This is a genomic window from Bacillus yapensis (genome assembly GCF_005280205.1).
GTDB lineage: Bacteria > Bacillota > Bacilli > Bacillales > Cytobacillaceae > Robertmurraya > Robertmurraya yapensis.
This window is the reverse complement of sequence record NZ_SUND01000004.1, coordinates 16,150-37,860: the sequence shown is the minus strand read 5'-3', so window position 1 is coordinate 37,860 and position 21,711 is coordinate 16,150. Positions and strand designations below refer to the sequence as shown.

At 38.1% G+C, this 21,711-nt stretch carries 24 protein-coding genes and 1 pseudogene; 17 read left to right on the top strand and 8 right to left on the bottom strand.

The features are described from left to right. The first annotated feature begins 82 nt into the window (after positions 1-82). On the top strand, positions 83-1,273 hold the full coding sequence (locus FAR12_RS06365; protein ID WP_126407505.1) for a glycine C-acetyltransferase: 1,191 nt from the start codon (positions 83-85) through the stop codon (positions 1,271-1,273). Between the two features lie 41 nt (positions 1,274-1,314). Further along, positions 1,315-2,256: an L-threonine 3-dehydrogenase gene (locus tag FAR12_RS06360; RefSeq protein WP_126407503.1), complete on the top strand. Its 942-nt coding sequence runs from the start codon at positions 1,315-1,317 to the stop codon at positions 2,254-2,256. Between the two features lie 152 nt (positions 2,257-2,408). On the opposite strand, the gene FAR12_RS06355 is transcribed toward FAR12_RS06360, so the two are convergent. Then, entirely contained in the window at positions 2,409-3,185 is a 777-nt protein-coding gene (locus FAR12_RS06355; RefSeq protein ID WP_170972120.1) for an alpha/beta hydrolase, read from the bottom strand. Between the two features lie 222 nt (positions 3,186-3,407). Between FAR12_RS06355 and FAR12_RS06350 the strand changes: the two genes are divergently transcribed. The 3 genes from FAR12_RS06350 (at position 3,408) to FAR12_RS06340 (ending at position 6,037) form a co-directional block, all read left to right on the top strand. Further along, positions 3,408-4,514, top strand: coding sequence for a carbohydrate kinase (locus tag FAR12_RS06350; RefSeq protein ID WP_126407499.1), 1,107 nt, complete (start codon positions 3,408-3,410; stop codon positions 4,512-4,514). Next, positions 4,514-5,425 (top strand): pseudouridine-5'-phosphate glycosidase, encoded by a 912-nt coding sequence (locus FAR12_RS06345; RefSeq protein ID WP_126407497.1) that lies wholly within the window; start codon positions 4,514-4,516, stop codon positions 5,423-5,425. Before FAR12_RS06350 ends, FAR12_RS06345 begins: the two co-directional genes overlap by 1 nt. A gap of 426 nt (positions 5,426-5,851) precedes the next feature. After that, positions 5,852-6,037, top strand: a complete 186-nt coding sequence (locus FAR12_RS06340; RefSeq protein WP_126407495.1) for a hypothetical protein — start codon at positions 5,852-5,854, stop codon at positions 6,035-6,037. A 62-nt stretch (positions 6,038-6,099) separates the two neighbouring features. On the opposite strand, the gene selD is transcribed toward FAR12_RS06340, so the two are convergent. The 3 genes from selD to FAR12_RS06325 all read right to left on the bottom strand — a co-directional run bounded on the left by selD (position 6,100) and on the right by FAR12_RS06325 (position 8,662). Beyond that, positions 6,100-7,152 carry a selenide, water dikinase SelD gene (gene selD / locus FAR12_RS06335; RefSeq protein ID WP_126407493.1) on the bottom strand — a complete coding sequence of 351 codons (1,053 nt, stop codon included), beginning with the start codon at positions 7,150-7,152 and terminating at the stop codon, positions 6,100-6,102. A gap of 64 nt (positions 7,153-7,216) precedes the next feature. Beyond that, on the bottom strand, positions 7,217-8,203 hold the full coding sequence (locus FAR12_RS06330) for a ketoacyl-ACP synthase III (protein ID WP_126407491.1): 987 nt from the start codon (positions 8,201-8,203) through the stop codon (positions 7,217-7,219). A gap of 108 nt (positions 8,204-8,311) precedes the next feature. After that, entirely contained in the window at positions 8,312-8,662 is a 351-nt protein-coding gene (locus tag FAR12_RS06325; RefSeq protein WP_126407489.1) for a hypothetical protein, read from the bottom strand. Positions 8,663-9,008: 346 nt separating this feature from the next. On the opposite strand from FAR12_RS06325, the pseudogene FAR12_RS06320 reads away from it, so the two are divergent. Together FAR12_RS06320 and selA are read left to right on the top strand one after the other, a co-directional pair. Beyond that, positions 9,009-9,191: pseudogene (locus FAR12_RS06320) on the top strand (Rdx family protein); the annotation flags it as partial. Between the two features lie 87 nt (positions 9,192-9,278). Then, on the top strand, positions 9,279-10,685 hold the full coding sequence (gene selA, locus FAR12_RS06315; RefSeq protein WP_126407488.1) for an L-seryl-tRNA(Sec) selenium transferase: 1,407 nt from the start codon (positions 9,279-9,281) through the stop codon (positions 10,683-10,685). Positions 10,686-10,727: 42 nt separating this feature from the next. Here selA and FAR12_RS06310 read toward each other — a convergent pair whose 3' ends face one another. Continuing rightward, the gene (locus tag FAR12_RS06310) at positions 10,728-10,871 is read right to left on the bottom strand and encodes a small acid-soluble spore protein P (RefSeq protein ID WP_126407486.1); all 144 of its coding nucleotides are present in this window, start codon (positions 10,869-10,871) and stop codon (positions 10,728-10,730) included. Between the two features lie 115 nt (positions 10,872-10,986). Between FAR12_RS06310 and FAR12_RS06305 the strand changes: the two genes are divergently transcribed. Beyond that, positions 10,987-11,250 (top strand): hypothetical protein, encoded by a 264-nt coding sequence (locus FAR12_RS06305; RefSeq protein WP_126407484.1) that lies wholly within the window; start codon positions 10,987-10,989, stop codon positions 11,248-11,250. A 297-nt stretch (positions 11,251-11,547) separates the two neighbouring features. Here the strand turns inward: FAR12_RS06305 and sspO are convergent, their stop codons facing one another. Then, on the bottom strand, positions 11,548-11,697 hold the full coding sequence (gene sspO, locus FAR12_RS06300; RefSeq protein ID WP_126407482.1) for a small acid-soluble spore protein SspO: 150 nt from the start codon (positions 11,695-11,697) through the stop codon (positions 11,548-11,550). 311 nt (positions 11,698-12,008) lie between these two features. Here sspO and acnA point away from each other — a divergent pair, with 311 nt between their 5' ends. From acnA to FAR12_RS23340, 9 genes are all read left to right on the top strand, one after another. Further along, a complete protein-coding gene (acnA, locus tag FAR12_RS06295; RefSeq protein ID WP_170972119.1) occupies positions 12,009-14,735 on the top strand; it encodes an aconitate hydratase AcnA in 2,727 nt (908 codons plus the stop codon). A gap of 148 nt (positions 14,736-14,883) precedes the next feature. Then, positions 14,884-15,414: a peroxiredoxin family protein gene (locus tag FAR12_RS06290; RefSeq protein WP_126407480.1), complete on the top strand. Its 531-nt coding sequence runs from the start codon at positions 14,884-14,886 to the stop codon at positions 15,412-15,414. A gap of 138 nt (positions 15,415-15,552) precedes the next feature. Next, the gene (locus FAR12_RS06285) at positions 15,553-15,684 is read left to right on the top strand and encodes an FbpB family small basic protein (RefSeq protein ID WP_126407478.1); all 132 of its coding nucleotides are present in this window, start codon (positions 15,553-15,555) and stop codon (positions 15,682-15,684) included. A gap of 70 nt (positions 15,685-15,754) precedes the next feature. Then, positions 15,755-15,907: an acid-soluble spore protein N gene (locus FAR12_RS06280; protein WP_246010308.1), complete on the top strand. Its 153-nt coding sequence runs from the start codon at positions 15,755-15,757 to the stop codon at positions 15,905-15,907. A gap of 157 nt (positions 15,908-16,064) precedes the next feature. Beyond that, positions 16,065-16,292, top strand: coding sequence for a small acid-soluble spore protein Tlp (tlp, locus tag FAR12_RS06275; protein WP_126407474.1), 228 nt, complete (start codon positions 16,065-16,067; stop codon positions 16,290-16,292). Between the two features lie 128 nt (positions 16,293-16,420). Next, complete coding sequence (locus tag FAR12_RS06270; RefSeq protein ID WP_126407472.1) at positions 16,421-18,754, top strand: AAA family ATPase; 2,334 nt, start codon at positions 16,421-16,423, stop codon at positions 18,752-18,754. After that, a complete protein-coding gene (locus tag FAR12_RS06265; protein ID WP_126407470.1) occupies positions 18,754-19,185 on the top strand; it encodes an acyl-CoA thioesterase in 432 nt (143 codons plus the stop codon). The genes FAR12_RS06270 and FAR12_RS06265 overlap by 1 nt, the downstream gene beginning before the upstream one ends. A gap of 24 nt (positions 19,186-19,209) precedes the next feature. After that, positions 19,210-19,506 carry a hypothetical protein gene (locus FAR12_RS06260; protein WP_126407468.1) on the top strand — a complete coding sequence of 99 codons (297 nt, stop codon included), beginning with the start codon at positions 19,210-19,212 and terminating at the stop codon, positions 19,504-19,506. A 137-nt stretch (positions 19,507-19,643) separates the two neighbouring features. Continuing rightward, a complete protein-coding gene (locus FAR12_RS23340; protein ID WP_170972118.1) occupies positions 19,644-19,805 on the top strand; it encodes a hypothetical protein in 162 nt (53 codons plus the stop codon). A gap of 46 nt (positions 19,806-19,851) precedes the next feature. Here FAR12_RS23340 and FAR12_RS06255 read toward each other — a convergent pair whose 3' ends face one another. Further along, positions 19,852-20,604, bottom strand: coding sequence for a two-component system sensor histidine kinase NtrB (locus FAR12_RS06255; protein ID WP_126407466.1), 753 nt, complete (start codon positions 20,602-20,604; stop codon positions 19,852-19,854). A gap of 389 nt (positions 20,605-20,993) precedes the next feature. Next, complete coding sequence (gene plsY / locus FAR12_RS06250) at positions 20,994-21,584, bottom strand: glycerol-3-phosphate 1-O-acyltransferase PlsY (RefSeq protein WP_126407464.1); 591 nt, start codon at positions 21,582-21,584, stop codon at positions 20,994-20,996. Between the last annotated feature and the right edge of the window lie 127 nt (positions 21,585-21,711).

Genomic DNA, 21,711 nt, shown 5'->3' with positions numbered 1-21,711 from the left:
CATATCAAGGGTTACAAGAATTAGGAGATGTCTACATAGCGTGGACAGTTGTCTATATATGAACAAATAGGAGGAGTTATGTATGTCTAGTAAAAGCTTAGATTCATTTTTACAACAAAACTTGGATGATTTAAAGGATAAGGGTCTTTATAATGTCATCGATCCTCTAGAAAGTCCAAATGGACCAATGATCACAATTGGCGGAAGAGAATTAATCAATCTGTCTTCAAATAACTACTTAGGACTTGCTACTGATCAACGCTTAAAGGATGTAGCAAACCAAGCAATTGAAAAGTACGGTGTAGGAGCAGGAGCTGTTCGTACAATCAATGGAACACTAGACCTACATGTTCAATTAGAAGAAAAACTAGCTGAATTTAAACATACAGAAGCGGCGATTGCTTATCAATCAGGCTTCAATTGTAATATGGCTGCTATTAGTGCGGTTATGGATAAAAATGACGCCATTTTATCTGACGAGTTAAATCATGCATCCATTATTGACGGATGCCGTTTGTCAAAAGCAAAGATCATTCGTGTTAATCATTCGGATATGGATGATTTACGTGCAAAAGCAAAAGAAGCGACTGAATCTGGCCTTTACAACAAAGTCATGGTTATTACGGACGGAGTATTCTCAATGGATGGGGACATTGCGAAGCTACCTGAAATTGTGGAAATAGCTGAGGAATTCGATCTAATTACTTATGTTGATGATGCTCACGGATCAGGTGTACTAGGTGAAGGTGCAGGAACGGTTAAGCACTTCGGTCTATCAGATAAAGTTGATTTCCAAATCGGAACATTATCAAAAGCCATTGGTGTTGTCGGTGGATATGTAGCAGGGAAGAAGGACTTAATCGACTGGTTAAAGGTTCGTAGCCGTCCATTCCTTTTCTCAACATCATTGACTCCAGCCGATGTAGCTGCAAGTAAGAAAGCCATCGAAATCCTGATGGAAAGCACTGAGCTTAATGAACGTTTATGGGAAAATGCTAATTACTTGAAAAAGGGCCTAGTTTCACTTGGCTTTGATATTGGTGCAAGTGAAACACCAATCACTCCTTGTATCATTGGAGATGAAGTAAAGACTCAAGAGTTCAGTAAACGATTGAATGAAGAGGGAGTATATGCGAAATCAATCGTATTCCCAACTGTACCAAGAGGAACTGGCCGCGTGCGTAATATGCCATCTGCTGCACATACGAAGGAAATGCTTGACAAAGCAATTGGCATCTATGAAAAAGTAGGAAAAGAATTAGGCATTATTTAATCTATTTTAATGAGGAAAGCAAGGTTTGGAGGACTAGCAAGATGAAACGAATTCTAATTACTGGGGCGCTCGGACAAATCGGTTCAGAGCTGACCGTTAAACTAAGAGACATTTATGGAACAGACAATGTTATTGCCACAGATATTCGACCTACTGAAGGGGAAGAGACAGGACCTTTCGAAAGACTTGATGTGTCAGATGACTATAAAATGTATGAAATCGCAAAGAAGTACGAAGTGGATACAATCATGCATATGGCTGCCCTTTTATCCGCAACGGCAGAAGCAAGACCAGTATTTGCTTGGAACTTAAACATGGGTGGACTGATGAATGCCTTGGAAACGGCTCGTGAGTTAAATTTACAATTTTTCACACCAAGCTCTATTGGCGCTTTCGGTCCAACAACGCCTAAGGATAATACGCCACAAGACACGATTCAACGACCAACAACGATGTATGGCGTTAATAAGGTTGCTGGAGAACTACTAGCAGATTACTATTATCATAAGTTTGGTGTCGACACGAGAGGTGTTCGATTCCCAGGATTAATCTCATATGTTACGCCTCCAGGCGGCGGAACTACAGATTATGCTGTTGAAATTTATTACGAAGCAATTAAAAACGGCAAATATACTTCTTATATCGACAAAGGCACATACATGGATATGATGTACATGCCAGATGCTTTGAACGCTATTGTAGATTTAATGGAAGCAGATCCAGCTAAGCTTAAACATCGCAATGCCTTTAACGTGACAGCGATGAGCTTTGAGCCTGAGCAAATTGCAGCTGAAATTAAAAAGCATATCCCATCATTCGATATGTCCTATAATGTTGATCCAATTCGCCAAGGAATTGCCAACAGCTGGCCAAATTCCATCGATGCAACATCTGCTCAAGAAGAATGGGGCTTTAAAGCAAAATACGACCTAAAAGATATGACAGTCGATATGCTCGAAAAATTAAAATTAAAACTAGTTTAATATAACTTGAAAACAAGTCTACCTCGTGTAGGCTTGTTTTTTTGCTTTTATGCTATGTTAAAGTTAGTTGCTGTTACGATAATCTGCTGAATAAGTTGGCAATGCATCTCTCGTCAGAGCATTTAACAAATGAGTTGCATTATAATCATTTTCTATAACAATCCCAAAGTTTTCATAAATTTCTCTATTTCCTCATTTGTTTCTTTAAAAGGCTTATTGTCAAATGTTCCATAATTAAAGAAACCATGTGACATTCCTTCATAAGTATGAAAAGTGCATTGGTTTCCATATTCAATCCATTTTTCATAAAATTCTTTATTACTTCCATATATAATGTCATCCGTCCCTATAAACAAGATTAAAGGTGGTAAGTCGCTTACAATATTATGTAAAGGTGACAAGTTTTCTGCTTTATCACTTAACTCTGGGAAAAGTCTATTCAATACCTCTACACCATCTACTCCTGGATTGAACATAACTAAGGCATCGGGGATATTATTCGTATAGTCTCCTTCCAACTCAAACACATCTTTGACTAACACAGAACAAAGCACTGTAAAACCACCAGACGAAGCTCCACAAATAATTATTTTGTTGGAATTAACCCCTAATTCTTGATGATGTTGCCGAACCCATTGTATGGAGGATTTTGCATCAGATATAGCATAAAGAGGAGAAAAGGCTTCAGTATCATTAGTTGTTCGATAATCTACACAAATTGCTACAATACCTTTTGAAGCATATAGTTCAGCATGATGTTCAAAAGCTAAAGGTGTTCGATCACTCTTAACATAGCTACCACCATGAAAAAATAGAATAGCCGTCCTATCTAAGAGTAAATTTTGAGGATTAAAGATATATAACTTTAAATCTCTATTTTCTACATTTTTATAAATCCTTTCTTCCACTGTAAATTCGAATGATTTCACTAAAAACATTCCTCCTCTTCTAAGCTAAATTTTTATAGAAAATATAGTAGACTTCTTTTCTAACCGATTTTAACATATTGTTCAAATTATCAAAATTAGAAAATTTTCTATATGGTCGAATACTGTTTTTTTTCAAAAAAGATAGATTTTTATAAAAAAAAGAAATATGATATAAACATAAGTTTAAAAATATAAACAAATGTTTGGTGGTGAGGTGAGAAAATGTCAGAACAATTATCAGAAAAAGAACAATTTTTGCTGAATGAAATTCGAAGGAATCCCTATATTACACAACAAGAGTTGGCTAATTCCTTAAATGTTTCACGACCGACCGTAGCCAATATGATTTCAGGATTGATCAAAAAAGGAAAAATTATTGGCCGAGCATACGTAATCGCTGAAAACGAACCGATTGTTTGTATTGGCGGGGCGAATATCGACCGAAAATCCTACTTAAATGAAATGGTTCGGATCGGGACTTCCAATCCGACAAAAACGACGCAAAGTGCTGGTGGTGTGGCAAGAAATATTGCCGAGAACCTCGGTCGATTAGGTATGGATGTTTCCTTAATCACTTGTAGCGGGGAAGATGCAGACTGGAATTATATCAAAGAAGTTTCGTCTCCTTATATGAACTTAGACCAAGTTACACAGATTACTGACGAATCTACGGGTTCCTATACTGCTGTGCTAGATTCCACCGGAGAAATGGTCATTGCATTAGCCGATATGGAAATCTATGAAGCTATTACTCCAGAACTATTATACAAGCAAGATGCCTTGCTAAGGCGGGCAAAATGCATTATCGCAGATTTGAATATTCCTAAAAGCACGCTGGAATACTTGTGCGATTTTGCAAAAAGGGAGGAAAAGCCACTTATCCTTATCCCAGTATCCTCACCGAAAATGAAAAGATTACCAAGTGATTTAAGCTGCGTGACATGGTTGATTGCCAATCGCGATGAAACTGAAGCCTATTTTAATAAAGATATTCGCGGTCATGAGTCTTGGAAACAAGCTGTAGAAAAGTGGTTATCTTTAGGCATCAAGAATGTCGTGATTACAAAAGGAAAAGAAGGGGCTATGATCGGAAATCAAAACGAAGTCATTCATATCCCAGCGATCGTATCAGAAAAAATTGTCGATGTAACAGGAGCGGGAGACGCGTTTAGCTCAGCGGCAATTTACGCATGGCTAGAAGGAAAAGACCTAAGGGAAATTGGGCAAACCGCAACGGTAAATGCTTCTAAAACATCTCAATCACCATATACGGTACGGCCAGAACTTTCAGCAATTCAATTACAACAAGATATGGAGGAAATGAAATAATGGAACAATATATCGTGTTATCAGAAGAGGTAAAAGCTGCCAAGGAGCAAGGAAAACCAATTGTCGCGTTGGAATCAACGATTATCTCTCATGGAATGCCTTATCCACAAAACGTGAAAACTGCTCGTGAGGTAGAACAAATCATTCGCGAGAAAGGAGCAGTTCCAGCAACCATCGCTTTAGTAAACGGGAAGATCAAAATTGGACTTTCTGATGAAGAGCTCGAAATGTTTGGAAAAAGTACAGATGTGGCCAAAGCATCTCGACGTGACTTACCATACTTACTCGCAACGAAGAAAATGGGGGCAACTACTGTAGCCGCAACAATGATTTGTGCTGATTTAGCAGATATTCGCATTTTCGTAACTGGTGGAATCGGTGGCGTTCATAGAGGAGCGGAGACTACAATGGACATTTCTGCTGACCTTGAAGAATTAGCAAACACAAATGTGGCAGTTATTTGTGCAGGTGCGAAATCCATTCTTGATTTAGGTCTAACAATGGAATACTTAGAAACTAAAGGCGTACCAGTAATCGGCTATCAAACTAATGTATTACCTGCGTTCTATACAAGAACGAGTGATTTTGCCGTCAATTTTCAAGCTGATACAGCGGAAGAAATTGCAGCAACCTTAAAGACAAAATGGGAGCTGAATTTGAAGGGGGGAGCGGTCATCGCCAACCCAATCCCAGAAGAGCATGCAATGGATGAAGAGGAGATTACCGAAGTAATTGAATCTGCCTTACAGGAAGCTGAGGCAAATCATATTTCAGGGAAAGATACTACGCCATTCTTACTTGCGAAAGTGAAGGAACTAACAGATGGTAAGAGCCTATTGTCGAATATAGAATTAGTGAAAAACAATGCTCGCTTAGGCGCAGAGATTGCTTTAAGCTTTTATACAAAATAATCTCTAGTTAAACAAATATTTATGTTCAATTTACAATAGCTAAATATTTTCATGTTACATTTAAAATGTAATCGGCATAATATTCTTTAGAGAATAGGATGTGTTGGATAAAATGGCTATTAAAGTGGGCATTAATTTTTTCCTTATCATGATGCATTTTTACTTACTTTAGATTCTAAATTATCAATAACGTCATGTTATAAGTCAGCAGTTAAACTGCTGGCTTTTTGTTTTGATATAATAAGAAAGAACCCTGCACGGTTTACAGAAGCAATCGAAAATTTTGATATAATATGTATAGATGGCGTTCAGACCGGCATCAAAAACATGTTAAAACTTTACTTTATATACGAAACGTAACTAAGATAGGTTTTACCTATAATCTATTTTTCCATATCCATTAAATTAGACATCTGAGGTTTTAAAATGAAGAAATACAAATTGAAAAAAGCTTTTAAAGGGAAGAGGAAGGGTACTCGCTTTTACCTTGTTGCCGAGTCAGAGTTTATCGGTGTAAAAGAGTTTGTCTTACGGACAAACGATTTAACTGAACGGATCAGTATCTCAGAAGCTGAGTTAAAAGAGTACTTTATCTTTCTAGGATATATTTAAATAAGCCGGTGACGAAGAATAAAAAGGACATTACATTTAACACGTAATGTCCTTTTGCTTCATTAACGATTCACATAGATTAACTTATCTTTTTTCTCCGTCACTTTTCCAATGATCGTAGCAATTTCAAGACCCGCTTCATGTAGAGCCGTTACATATTGAGAAGCTTCCTCCTCAGATAGTGCCACTAAAAGTCCACCAGAAGTAATCGAATCACATAAGATCAATTGTTCTTCTAGTGAGATACCCTCGTAATGAACATCATTTTCTAGCCATTTATGATTAGATTTTGAGCCACCAGGGACGACACCTTGCTTTGCTAGATCTAGTGTACCTTCTAAAATCGGAACAGCGGATAATGAAATTTCTAAAGTTACATTGCTTCCAGTTGCCATTTCACTCCCGTGACCTAAAAGGCCAAAGCCAGTTACATCTGTTACAGCATGTGGAGAGAATTGGTGTAAAGGTTCAGCAGCCAGCTTATTCAAGCTTGCCATCACATCTGTCACGATTTTCTCTTGTTCCACGGTAACAGCTTCACGCTTAATACCAGTTGTCATAATGCCGACACCAATTGGTTTCGTTAAAACAAGCAAGTCACCAGGCTTAGCGCCAACATTTTTCCAAATACGTTCAGGATGTACAATACCTGTCACGGAAAGTCCGAACTTCGGTTCCTGGTCATCGATAGAATGGCCACCGATTGTTACCGCTCCAGATTCGACAACTTTGTCACTTGCTCCACGTAAAATCTCAGAAAGAATATCTGGACCAAGTTTTTTCACAGGATAGCCAACAATATTCAGTACTGTTTTTGGTGTGCCACCCATCGCATAAACATCACTTAAAGCGTTCGCCGCAGCAATCTGTCCAAACATATATGGATCATCCACAATCGGAGTGAAGTAATCAAGGGTTTGTACAAGGGCAATGTCTTCAGTTAATTTATAAACCCCAGCATCGTCACTCGTTTCATGACCGACAAGTAGCTCAGGGGTAGGGTCGTGCTTTGGTAAAAGACGCAGAACCTGCGCCAGGTCCTCTGGACCAATTTTACAGCCTCAACCAGCTTTCGTTGAAAATGAAGTAAGACGAATTTTTTCTTCTTCTCGCATGTTGTCCACCTCCAATAATAAGTATAACGTTTGTGAAGGGGAAAATCACTTTTAAAGGATGCGATTAGTATTTCAATAACATCGCAACAAGCTGATAACCGCCACCAATGGTCCAGAAGAGAACCGTATCGCCACGTTTAATTCTACCTGTTTCAATCCCGTCATAAAAAGCCATTAATGGACTCGTTGTCCCCGTGTAACCATAGCGGTCACCTACATACATAATCTTATTTTCATCTAAACCATAGTGTTCTTGAATCGTTTTAATATTCGCGATCGAAAATTGAGAGAAGCAATAAGCATCTAAATCCCTCATCGTATAATTATTTCTTGATAAAATTGTTTCAAACATTTCGTAGGTAGGAGGCATTGCAATACTTCCATCAAACGGAATCCATTGCATCGATTGATCTTGTTTTTCCTTAATTGCACCTGATAACCCGTGACGAGGGAAGTTTGTATTCGTGCTCGTAACAGAATCAGTAAAGTAAATGGAATCCATAAAACCTTTACTTTCTTCTGTCTTTTCTAAAATAACAGCACACGCCGCGTCACCAAAGTTCGCATATGTAATTTCTTCTTCCGGATTGCTCATAAGTGTATTGTAATCAGAACCAACCACGAGCGCAGTTTGGACATGAGGGTTTGACATCATATATCGGGATGCATAATCGATTGCGACGAGCATTCCTGCACAGTTTGCATTCGTATCCAACACTTGTGTTTTATGACCCGCTTGGAGCTTGGCATGTAATTGAATAGCATTGGATGTTGCTAAGTATTCAGGTGTTTGCGAGGAGAACATGATGATATCTAATTCTTGACCTGATAGATTTGCTTTTTCTAAAACAAGTTTCGAAGCTTCATAAGCCATCGTGAGACTTGATTCATTGTTATCATTAATCACATAGCGATTTTCTCGCCCTAGAATATTTTGAATGAAATTCGTGGAATCACGACCTTTATTTTTGAAATGATCGATAAAAAAGTCATTATCGACAGCATGTTCCGGGTGATAAATAGCCATTTCTCTAATTTTTATATTTACCATTATGCATAACTCCTTTTCTATTGAAAAAAAACAAGACTGCTAGAGCCTTGTTTCCAATATTAATAATGTCTCATCTTTAGCGAACTGCTAATGAGAGCAAGCTTAAGTTTAGATTTCTTTTACTTCTGCGTTTGTGAAGCCAGTGTTCTTAAAGATTCTATTTAACTGCATTTTAAGAATTGGGTTTTTCTTAATTGAAACAACCAGTTTTTCAAACCCAGTTTGTTGATACATACGAATGGTATTTTCTAAAGCTGGTACCATTTCCTGAGTAAGAACATCCATGTCCGTTGAATCTGCATTCAAAGTAAATTCACTTGCATTAATACTTTTTGCTTTTGTAGTATAATCAGAAACAAATTCTTGAACTTGCTCAGGAGTAAATGTACCCACTATTACTAGATCAACTGTTTTTTCTGCGCGATTGACATTAATAGAGAAAGATCCTTCTTTAGCCATATTCCAAAACCCCTTTAATATGTATTTTTTAGAGAAAATTTCCTACTCCAATAATTGCTAATTATATAAAACGGAGGAGTCCATTGGAATAACGTTTTGACAGAATATTATCTCAGTAGAATAATTGATACATAAGTCGTAGTATAAAAGATGGATATTTATAATTCATTCGACCTATTTTTTGTTCAAAATCCAAAAATTTGTCACAAGTTGACCATTTATCATACAATAGCGGTAATCACATCTATGAACTTTTTGTGAATTTTTTACGGATTACGAGGAGGAGCATTACATGAATCGTTATGAGGTAACCGTTGAGTTTTGTATGCAGTGAAACTTTGCACCAAAAGCCGCGAGTCTCGCGGAAGAATTATTTACGCATTTCCGTTCTGAAATTAGCAACATGAACCTTATTCCTAGCTCTGGTGGGGCTTTTGAAGTAACGGTAAACGGTGAGAAAATCTATTCCAAGCTCGATATAGGATTATTTCCAAAGAGCGCCGATATAATTGCTAAAATGGAAGCTTAAATACGAAAGAACCTCGTCCGATGGATGGAGGTTCTTTTTATTTGGTATAATGGGGCTGGGGATAGCATTTGATGGAGGGTTCTGAATATGAAGCAATTAGTACGCTACTTACCGGCTGTTCATGAAATACAAAAAGATTATCGATTTCATGAACTAATTAAGGAATTTGAAATTACAGAACAGCATTTAACAAAACTAGTAAAAGAAACACTCGAACAATACCGCAACTTATTATTACAGGAAAAATGGACTAGTCCTGAGCCAGGAAATCAAGATTTCATCGAGTTCTTGTTTAAAGAACTCAATGAGAAGCTTACAAATCAATTCCAATACACATTAAAACAAGTCATCAATGGAACCGGCACGATTTTACATACAAACTTAGGTAGAGCACGAATGAGCGACAAGGCCATTGAGCATGTCGTTGAGACAGCAAAATCCTATTCAAACCTTGAATATAAGCTTGAAGAAGGAGAGAGGGGCTCTCGACATGCACATGCCGAAAAATTAATAAAGGAAATTACTGGTGCTGAGGCTGCAATGGTCGTGAATAATAACGCAGCTGCAGTTTATTTGATTTTACGAGAACTAGCACATAACAAAGAAGTCATTGTATCCCGTGGGGAGCTGGTCGAAATTGGTGGCTCATTCCGCATTTCTTCTATTATGGAGGAAAGCGGGGCTAACCTTGTAGAAGTTGGCACAACAAATAAAACACATCTACAGGATTACGAAAGAGCTATAAATGAAAACACAGCAATGCTGATGAAAGTACATACGAGTAATTTTAAGGTAATCGGTTTTACAAAATCAGTAGGTACAGAAGAGTTAGCCCAGCTTGGAGCTGCTCATGAAAATGTTTTATTTTATGAAGATTTAGGAAGCGGGGCTCTTTATAATTACCAGAAGCATGGCATCGGAGAGGAGCCTGTCGTTAGTGAAGTTCTAGCCAAAGGAGTCGATATCGTATCCTTTAGTGGTGATAAGCTTCTTGGTGGACCTCAAGCTGGCATCATCGCCGGAAAAAAAGAACTCATTGATCGTTTAAAAAAGAATCAGCTCGCTCGTGTACTTCGAGTAGACAAATTAACATTAGCTGCGCTAGAAGGAACGTTAATTGATTATCTAAAAGGGGAAGAGAGCATCAAAAACATCCCTGTTGTACGCGATCTGTTAACGAGTAAAGAAACGTTAAAAGAAAGAAGCGAGTCTTTTATCGAATCATTACGAGCCATAACGAATATATTTATTGCCCATAGCGAAGAAAGTGTTAGCCAAGTGGGAGGGGGCACAATGCCTGATGTGGAGCTCCCAACATACGTTGCTGTCCTAAGGCACCAGTCACTGTCTGCCGAACAGGTAGCACGAAAACTAAGAACTGAATTTACACCAGCAATCATAACGAGAATCCAAAAAGAAGAAGTCGTTATCGATTTAAGATGTATGACCAAAGAGGAAGAGCAGTTTGTTCTTCAAGCATTAAGCACATTATAAAAGGGAAGCTGTTGTATGTTGTAAACAACAGCTTCTTTTTCTTTACAAATCATGATGTTGATTATTTTTTGCTCGAGTATGGTTACGGTTTTTTACCTTCTTAGAACCGCTTAATGGTTCTGGTTGACCTGAATTATGTCCTTTTGGTGCGTTTTTACGCATATCTTTGCCATCGTTTTTGTTCATAAAAATAATCCCTCCTAATAATTAGAATGTAGTTGGAAAACTGTATTTATACCGAATATTTTCGTACAGAAATGCGCAATTTAACGACAAATATCTATAAAGGAGAATGACAACTATGCCATACAACAAGAATAAACAGCAAGCTTTTCAAGCGGCTCAACAAGGAGTAAATGAAGCAAAGGATTTATATCAAGAAATAGTACGAGATAGCGCCAGTTACGGACATCAATTGAAGCACCTGAAAAATGAAGTGAACGAAGCATATCAACAAATCGAAAATGCATTAGAAGTAGCCTCAGACACGCAGAAAGCTCAACTTGAGCAATTCCAACATGATTTGAGTTCCATCGTTAGTCAGGTTAACGAGACAGATTATTAAAAAAGGCTCTTTTCGCAGAAATTGTTTATTTTCTTTCGAAAAAAACTTGTTGCTTTTGAATCGTAGTTTGGCATACAAATCCCCTGTTTTACCTAAAAAAACATATGGGAGAAGCGAAAAGTGCCGTGCAAAAATAATGTGTGACTCTAAACCACCCAAGGGGTGGCAGCGCCCAGTAGGGAGTGTAAATGTCGGCCTTAGATTTTTTTCGTAGAAAAAAATTAGGACATTTACGAAAAAAACCACAATCATTGCGAAAACAGCGTTAAAAAAAGACTCATCATGAGTCTTTTTTTCTTACTGATTTTTCTTCCTCTTTTTATTATTTTGCTTTTGCGCTGCAGAAAGAGGCTCATTGGCAAACTCTTCATTATATCCAGCGCCTTTTCCTTGGGCGCTTGCTGCATTCATTCCCACTGTTACATGCTTCGATTTCCGTTTCGACAAATTCCATCACCTCCATCTATTACTGTATCCATCTACTACGAGCTCATTCTTGCTCGTTATCATTTTTCTGAAATAACTTTCACAACGAACAGAGGTCTCAAGCACAAAAATTTTCCCATGTAAAACCGAACGTTTTTACGATAGCAAATGTGAGAATTGTTAATTAAATAAGTAAAACTTATCAAAAACAATAACTTTCTTGTTATTTACTTATATTGTTGACTGTATTAATATAGGATTGTAAGAAAAGTGTGGATGGGAGCAATATTCAAACTTTTCAACCGGTATATGAGGTAAAGGGGGAAATTCATATGTCAAAAAATGAAGTTTTGTCAAAAACTGATGTTTTTAGCGCTCGTAAATCATTTGAGTTAAATGGCAAGCGCTACAACTACTACAATTTAGCCGCTCTTGAAGAAGCAGGTATTGGAAATGTTTCAAAACTACCTTATTCTATTAAAGTTTTACTAGAATCAGTGCTTCGCCAATATGATGGCCGTGTAATCACAAAAGAGCATGTTGAAAACTTAGCAAAATGGGGAACAGATGAAGTAAGAGACGTAGATGTGCCATTTAAGCCTTCTCGCGTAATTCTACAAGATTTTACAGGAGTACCTGCAGTTGTTGACCTTGCATCTCTACGTAAAGCAATGGCTGACATGGGTGGAGACCCAGATAAAATCAACCCAGAAAAACCAGTTGATTTAGTAATCGACCACTCTGTACAAGTTGATCAATATGGAAATGCAAATGCATTAAAAGCAAATATGGACCTTGAATTTGAACGTAATGCTGAGCGTTACCAGTTCTTAAGCTGGGCACAAAAAGCATTTGATAACTATCGTGCTGTTCCACCAGCAACAGGTATCGTTCACCAAGTTAACCTTGAATTCCTTGCAAATGTTGTCCATGCTGTTGCTGGCGAAAATGGCGAATTCGAAACATTCCCTGATTCACTAGTAGGTACTGACTCACATACAACCATGATCAATGGTATCGGTGTTCTTGGTTGGGGTGTTGGTGGTATTGAAGCAGAAGCAGGAATGCTTGGCCAGCCTTCATACTTCCCAGTACCTGAAGTTGTTGGTGTAAAGTTAACAGGTGAGCTACCAAACGGAGCTACTGCAACTGACCTTGCATTAAAAGTAACGCAAGTTCTACGTAAACATGGGGTAGTAAATAAATTCGTTGAATTCTTCGGTCCTGGAGTAGTTACACTTCCATTAGCAGACCGTGCAACAATTGCCAACATGGCTCCTGAATATGGAGCAACTTGTGGATTCTTCCCAGTTGATAATGAAGCTTTAGACTACATGCGCTTAACTGCACGTTCAGAAGAGCAAGTACAAATCGTTGAGACTTACTGTAAAGAAAACGGCTTATTCTTTGATCCATCTTTAGAGCCAGTTTATACAGATGTGATTGAAATCGACTTAGCTGATATCGAAGCAAACCTTTCTGGTCCAAAGCGTCCACAAGACTTAATTCCACTTTCTCAAATGAAGGAGGAGTTTAACAAAGCTTTGACTGCACCACAAGGTAACCAAGGTTTCGGTTTAGAGGCTTCTGAAATCGAAAAAGAAGCAGTTGTGAACTTCGCAAACGGCGAAACAACAACGATGAAAACTGGTGCCATTGCGATTGCGGCAATCACTAGCTGTACAAATACATCGAACCCTTACGTTTTAGTAGCAGCTGGATTAGTTGCGAAAAAAGCAGTAGAGCTTGGCATGGAAGTTCCTAAATTCGTTAAGACTTCTTTAGCTCCTGGTTCTAAGGTTGTTACAGGATACCTACGTGATTCTGGATTGCTTCCTTACCTTGAAAAAATTGGCTACAACTTAGTAGGTTACGGATGTACAACATGTATCGGAAACTCTGGTCCATTACTTCCAGAAATCGAAAAGTCTGTTGCTGAAAGCGACTTATTAGTAACATCTGTTCTTTCTGGGAACCGTAACTTTGAAGGACGTATTCATCCACTAGTAAAAGCAAACTACCTAGCATCACCACCATTAGTAGTTGCTTACTCACTAGCTGGAACAGTAGATATTGATCTTCAAAATGAAGCTATCGGAAAAGACAAGGATGGCAACGATGTATTCTTCAAGGATATTTGGCCATCTACAGCAGAAGTAAACGAAGTTGTTCAAAGAACCGTAACTCCTGAGCTATTTAAAGCTGAATATGAAAATGTATTTAGCGATAACGAGCGCTGGAACGAAATCAAGACGAGCAACGATGCATTGTACACATTTGATGAAACATCAACATATATTCAAAACCCACCATTCTTCGAAGGCTTAAAGCCAGATCCAGAAGAAGTGAAGCCTCTTGCTTCCTTACGGGTTGTTGGTAAGTTTGGTGACTCTGTAACAACTGACCATATTTCACCTGCTGGTTCTATCGGCAAGGACACACCTGCTGGTAAATACCTTCGTGAAAATGGAGTAGAAATTCGTGACTTTAACTCTTATGGTTCTCGTCGTGGTAACCATGAGGTTATGATGCGTGGTACTTTCGCAAATATTCGTATTCGTAACCAAATCGCACCTGGTACTGAGGGTGGCTACACAACTCATTGGCCAACAGGCGAAGTGACTTCTATCTATGATGCTTGCATGAAGTACAAAGAAGAAGGTACTGGCTTAGTGGTTCTTGCTGGTAAAGATTACGGAATGGGCTCTTCACGTGACTGGGCTGCAAAAGGTACAAACCTTCTTGGCATCAAAACAGTTATCGCTGAAAGCTTCGAGCGTATTCACCGTTCAAACCTTGCACTAATGGGTGTTTTACCACTTCAATTCAAGGAAGGCGAAAACGCTGATGTTCTTGGTTTAACTGGTAAGGAAACAATCGATGTTCAAATCGATGAAAACGTAAAACCACGTCAGCTTGTAAAAGTAACAGCAACTGACGAAAATGGCACGAAGAAAGAATTTGAAGTAGTCGTACGTTTCGATTCTGAAATCGAAATTGATTACTACCGTCATGGTGGAATTCTTCCAATGGTTCTACGTGAAAAACTAGCAAACTAATATTTATCCAAAAGACACTTGTAATCCATTACAGGTGTCTTTTTTTATCCATAAAGAATATTTTGTGAACATTCATGGGAAGTTGTTGTTATATTTATTATTACAATGTACAACTTAATAAGTACTAACTTATTAAAGGAGCACTTCTATGATTAAAAAAATCATTCCTTTTGTGTTTTTGTTCGGCTTATTAACCGTTGCTGTTGTAAATGCTATGACAAATGAAAAATCGGTTGATCCAAATCAAATTCCACCTGAAAAAATTCCCGGTCTAGCCATTGGAGAAAAAGCACCAGACTTTGAATTGCTCAATCTAGAGGGGAAACCTGTACGGCTATCAGAGTTCAAAGGCAAAAAAATCATGCTAAACTTTTGGGCAACATGGTGCCCACCATGTAAGGAAGAGATGCCAGCAATCCAAAAGTTTTATACTGAGAAAGGCAATTCTGTACAAATATTAGCGGTGAATCTTGATCCTGATAATAACGTGAAAGAATTTGCGGAGAAGCTTAAAGTTAACTTTCCCATCCTATTAGATAATGATGAGGAAGTTATGAGATCCTATAAAATCTTAACGATACCTACAACCTTCTTTATTGACGAAGAGGGCATTATCCAAAACAAATATTTAGGACCGTTGTCTGTAGAGCAAATGAAGAAATTTACAAACGAACTCTAACCTTAGCCAAAGCTGCTAAGGTTTTAATTTTGCCTTTTTCGGGCATGAATGAACTATAAATTTTCAAAAAGTTGTAATAATTAGAACAGTTACTGGAGATAATGACTGTTACTATAGTGGTAAGGATGGTGAGTGAGCATGAGAAAGCCAAGAAAACGTTCATTTTCAGAACTCGTTTTAGAAAACAAGCGTCAGCTTCTACAGGATCAAGAAGCTCTTGAAAAAATTGAAGAGCGCCTAGAGAAAAAACGCTTAGGTCAAGCAAGATAAAATTTTATATAAATTTGCCAGTCATGATTTTTTGAAAATGATCGATCCTAATAAGTAGGAGGGGATCATGATGAGCAAAAGTGTTTCGCACAGAAGAAATAGTAATCACTACACTCCGAACCACATCGGAACTCAAGGTAGAGGTTTTGGAGGTAATAAAGGCAAGAGCATGCAGGATACTTCCGGCAAACATGCCCAAGTGATTCAGACTAAAGGAGAATAACCTAAAGTGGGCTCGTCTTGATAGGCGAGCCCACTTTTTTTACATAATTTGATTATTGTAAACTAACGACTAAATTAGCTATTCTTTCCCTCATAATTTCTATAGATAGATGCAAACTATCTCTGTATCCATTCAACTAATATCGGAGGGAAGTAAGATGGCGAATAATCAACCAAAACCAGATGACCGAAGTGATAACGTCGAAAAGCTTCAAGAGATGGTTCACAATACAATTGAAAACATGGAAGAAGCAGAAGCAACTGCAGAGTTTTCCAACGAGAAGGACAGAGCCGATATTGAAGCGAAAAATGAAAGAAGACGTGAAAGCATTGCTGGCATGCGTGAAGAAATAAAAGATGAGTACAGTGCTCAACACGATGAATAAATAATGACAGATGGACCCGATTACATATTCGGGTCTATTTTTTTGCTCACTCGCCGAGTCACACATCTTTTTAACAGAAAAAGAAATATGATAAGATGGTATGTGAAATTAGGAGAGAAGTGATAAATATGAATCAACGGGAAGCCCAGCAAGAAAGTATTAAAAAGATGATTTTAGCATGGGAAAATGAAATTCAAGACAATGGTTACATAACAGATGAAAATAGATTGTTACAACAAATAAAAATTGAAACCGATAATGCGGTTCTTTCAACCCTTTTATCGATAGCTGCACTGTCTAGAACTAAAAAAGCAGGGACCGATGATTCGCTTTCAAGTGCCTGGATGGAGCGGGCCAGAAAGCTTAATCCAAACAATGCATATGCTAAAAGGTATTTAGCACAATTTCATTGGAAGACGAAGGAAGACGTTCTGAACACTCTTGCATTTCCAACAATCCGCGAAACAGACAATCGACAGCTGAAGAAGAAAACCGCTGAGACGATCATTGAATTATGTAATGTCTTTTTAGACGATTGTGAAAATCATATAGAGGACTTAGAAAAGTCTTTGAAAAATATAAAAGACCTAGAAGAAGATGCACTTACTGAAAAGTATAGGCTTTTGATTGGTATGTTAGAACAAGCAATAGAAGGAGTTGCTGGAGTCAAAACAGCTGCTGAAGAATTCGAGCAGTCCATTTCTGGCGCCTTTTATAACACAACCTATTTCTTCGATATGAAAGCCCATCTCGTTAATATAGACAGAATTAAGGGAGAATGGGCAGAAGTATTTCAAGAAGTGGATTCTGAAGCAAATGAAGAAAGCCCATTAAAAGAACTCGATGCGATGATAGGTCTAGCAACAGTAAAGCAGCGGGTAAATGCCCTATATCAATTTCTAAAATACCAAAAAACACGTAAGAATTTTGGCTTTCAAACGAAGGACGAAATGAGTCTTAACATGGTCTTCACGGGGAATCCTGGAACTGGAAAAACGACGCTAGTACGGTTACTCGCCAAAATTTATCATGAACTAGGTGTATTGCCACGTAAGGACGTTATCGAAACGGACCGCTCCCAGCTCGTCGGTGCATATGTGGGACAAACCGAAGAGAACGTTCGAAAAGTGGTAGAGAAAGCCGTAGGTGGCATTCTCTTTATTGACGAGGCCTACAGTCTGAAACGTGAAGGACAAACAGGCAGTGATTATGGACAAACAGCCATCGATACACTTGTCTCACTCATGACAGGAAAAGAATTTGGCGGAAAATTTGCTGTCGTTCTTGCAGGCTATCCGGATGAAATGAGACAGTTTTTAGATGCGAACCCTGGCCTACGTAGTCGATTTCCAAGATCCAATCTTATTCATTTAGAGGATTACACGGATGATGAACTCCTTTTAATTGCAGAGCAATTTGCTCATGACAATGATTATGTTTTAACAGAAGAAGCGAAAATTCAGCTACGAAAATGTCTTGAAAAAGAACGAGTCGATGATACTTTCGGTAACGCGAGAACCGTACGGAACTTAGTACTCGATGCAATTTTCAAAAAGGGGTCAAGGCTGCCAGGAAACGAAAACATCCTCGACTATAGTCTTCTTGAGAAGGATGATTTTGAAGTGGAGGATGATACGGCTGATGTAAGCTCTAGTGAAAGACTCGATGAATTGATCGGTTTAACTGAAGTGAAGGATGAAGTAAGAAGACTTATCTCATTTGTGAGAATGCAACAAATCAGAAGAGAAAATAACCTTCCTGTTCTTCCACTCCAGCTCCATTCTGTCTTTATGGGGAATCCAGGTACCGGAAAAACTACCGTGGCAAAAATCTATGCTGATGCGTTAAAAGAATGTGGAATCCTGAAAAGAGGACATTTAATTGTCACAAGCCGTGCTGATTTTGTAGCAGGCTATGTCGGACAAACGGCCATTAAGACTAAAAAAGTGATTAGAGAGGCGCTTGGCGGTGTCCTTTTTATCGATGAAGCATATTCTCTTCTTAGTCACACTTCTGGAGATTTCGGAAAAGAGGTCATTGATACTTTAGTGGATGAGATGACAAAGCATAATGAGAATCTTGTCATTATCCTCGCTGGATATCCGAATGAAATGGAACAACTCCTAGAAAGCAATCCGGGCTTGAAATCTCGCTTTAAAAAGTTCTTTCATTTCCATGATTATTCAATTACAGAGCTTATTAAGATTATGGAACATTATGGGGCTCATTTTCAGTACAAGTTATCGAAAAAGGCGAAAGCTTACTTAAAAGAAGAACTAGGCAAAATGAGTATCGGCGGAAACGGGAGATTTGCGACAAATTTAATGGATGAAGCGATACAGGCGCAAGCCATGCGATTACTTAAGGAGGACAATCTCAACGTCGCAATGGACAAGGTAACTGAAATTACCGAAAGCGATATAGAGAAATCACTAACTAAGATGAGAGAAGGGGATGCATAATGTTAGTATCAACGAAAGAAATCGATGTTCGCTATGCAGAAACCGATCAGATGGGTGTCGTCTATCATGCTAATTACTTGGTTTGGATGGAGGTTGGCCGTACAAACCTGATTAAAGACATGGGCTTTAATTATGCTGAAGTAGAAGAGGACGGAATTATTTCACCTGTTTTAGATGTCCAGGTATCCTATAAAAAACCGTTTCGTTACGGGGAAACTGCAACTGTTCAAACATGGATTGAAGTATACGATGGCATTAAAATCACTTATCGCTATCATATTTTAAACGCGGACGGAGATGTTTGTGTTACCGGTGAGTCTAAGCATGTTTGTGTGAAAAAAGATAGTTTTAGACCCATTTCCATTAAGAGAAAATATCCAGATTGGCATGAGGCATATGAAAAAGCCAAGAAACAGCCTATTGAAAGCTAATAGAAATAGAGAAGGGGTGCTGCCATGGCTTTTGGGATCAAACGCGAGGAAGTAAAGGCATGGAAGGATGCCATTGATCGTGGGGAGATCGCCTTTTTAACCCACTACTGGTTAGACGACCGCTTTCCAGGATGTAATACTGTTACAAAAGTAGGTTGTAAAGATTTGCAGCGATTGGCCAATTGGGGACGCCAGTACGGCTTGAAAAAAGAGTGGATTCACATCCGCAAAGACGGCTACTCCCATTTTGATTTAATCGGAGAGCACGAAAAAAGAATACTGAAAGAAGAAAATAAGAGATCCCATTTAGTTTTTAAATAGATCGCTATACGAGGTGGAACATGTTCAAAATAACAGAAAGTGTCTATAACTTCTTACGTTCCGTTTTAGAGCAGGAAAACGAAGCATTATATGTAAGAGTCACGATGGGGATTGGCTGAGGCGGTCCACAAATTAAGTTGTCTCTGGAAGAGCGACCATTAGAAAAAGATGAAGTCTATTCATTTGAGGATGTAAACATCTTAATTCACGAAAAAGATAAGGTGTATTTTGACCATACGAAGCTTGACTATGTGAAAGATCCATTAGGTAGAAACAAGCTTCAACTAATAAAGCTATAGGCTATGACAAAAGCGGATTCTCTTTGCGAGGATCCGCTTTTGTCTATCAATTAGAGAGGGCTGGTTTGTATGGCAAGTAAATAAAAAAGTCCGTACCAACACCAGGCTGACTTTTGATTTCAATTTCTCCACCAAGTTGATGAATGATGTCATTGCATACAGAGAGTCCTAGCCCTGTTCCTGTTGCTTTTGTCGTATAAAATGGCATAAAGATACGCTGGACGGTCTCATCACTCATGCCACAGCCATTATCCCCAATATGAAACAATACCATTTCATCTCGAACTTCTGTACTCAGTATAATTTCTCCACCTGTCGCAGGAACAGCCTCGAAAGCATTTTTTACAACGTTGACTAAGACCTGCTTTAATTGATGTTCTTCGAGAAAAAGAGAAGGATTCTCCGGCCCTAAATTTGTACAGATCGTAATATTCCGCAAGTGCGCTTCCCCTTCAAACAAAATCGTAATTTCTTTTACTAGACGATTCACATCTATATGTTTCGCTTCATTAACATGTGGTTTCGCTGCATTCAAAAATTCATATAATATCGTATTAGCACGTTCAATTTCCTCTAGAGCAATGGTCGCATACTCTTCTTTTTCAATTTCTACTAAATAGGGTTTCATCAATTGAATAAAGCCTTTAATCGTTGTTAATGGATTTCTAATTTCATGGGCAATGCCAGCAGCTAACTGACCGACATTTGCTAAATACGACGATTGCAGCGATATTTCGTCAAATTCCTTTTTCAGCTTTTCGAAACTTGCAAGCTCGATATCTGATTGTTTATATTCCATTTTTCATCCATCCTTATCACAAAATACATTTTGTATATATCTATGGCGAAAAACATCAAAATATGTATAAATATTTTCATATGTTCATTATACAGAACAAATCATTCTTTATCAATAAAGAACATGAAGTTCTTTTTATAGAACACCAATCAATTAAAAAGGCTCTTTTCGTAAACTTTGTTGCTTTTGGATCTAAATTGGTAAAGAAATTACCTATTTAACCTCAAAAAACAATATAGGAGTAGCGAAAAGTGCCGCGCAAAATTAATGTGTGCCACTGAACCTAGTTGGAGGCGTAAATGTCGGCTTCTGGACATTTACGAAAAAACCACAATCATTACGAAAACAGCAATTAAAAAAGACCGTCTTTTATGCGGTCTTCGATACGGCTATAGCCATTTTATTTTAGGTTCTGTTTTATTCTTAATACGAACAATATTTGCGCGATGACGATAAATGACAAAGCCTGCTAATAATGTAGCAACGATAATAAGTGGGATGTCTCCTCCGCCAAATACAATCGCATAAATGAATGCTGTTACTGCTGCAATAATAGAAGAGAACGACACATATTTTGTGATATATAAAGAAATCAAGAAGACCACAACGATGACAAGAAACATGAGTGGCACATAACCTAGTAATACTCCACCTGAAGTTGCAACTGCTTTTCCACCTTTAAAAGAAGCAAAAATCGGGAACATATGACCAACAACTGCCGCTAACCCTGCGACCAATGCATGAGTTTCATCCGTTTGATGTAAAAGGAAAGGAAGTAATGTTGCAAGAGTTCCTTTTAAAATATCTACCAGTGTCACAATTATTCCCGCTTTTACGCCCAATACGCGGAATGTATTTGTTGCTCCTAAATTTCCACTTCCATGCTGCCTTATATCAATCCCACGTGCTTTTCCAGCAATAAGGCCAGAAGGGATAGACCCCAATAAATAAGCTAAAATGATAATTCCAATACTGATCATAATCTTTCTCCTTCGCTAAAAAGCTGTTAGTCCATAAGAATAGCGAAAACGCATTTTTAAAATTAGGACCTACTATAACATTGTACTATTTTAACACGGAATTATGTGAGATCACCATCATATTTCG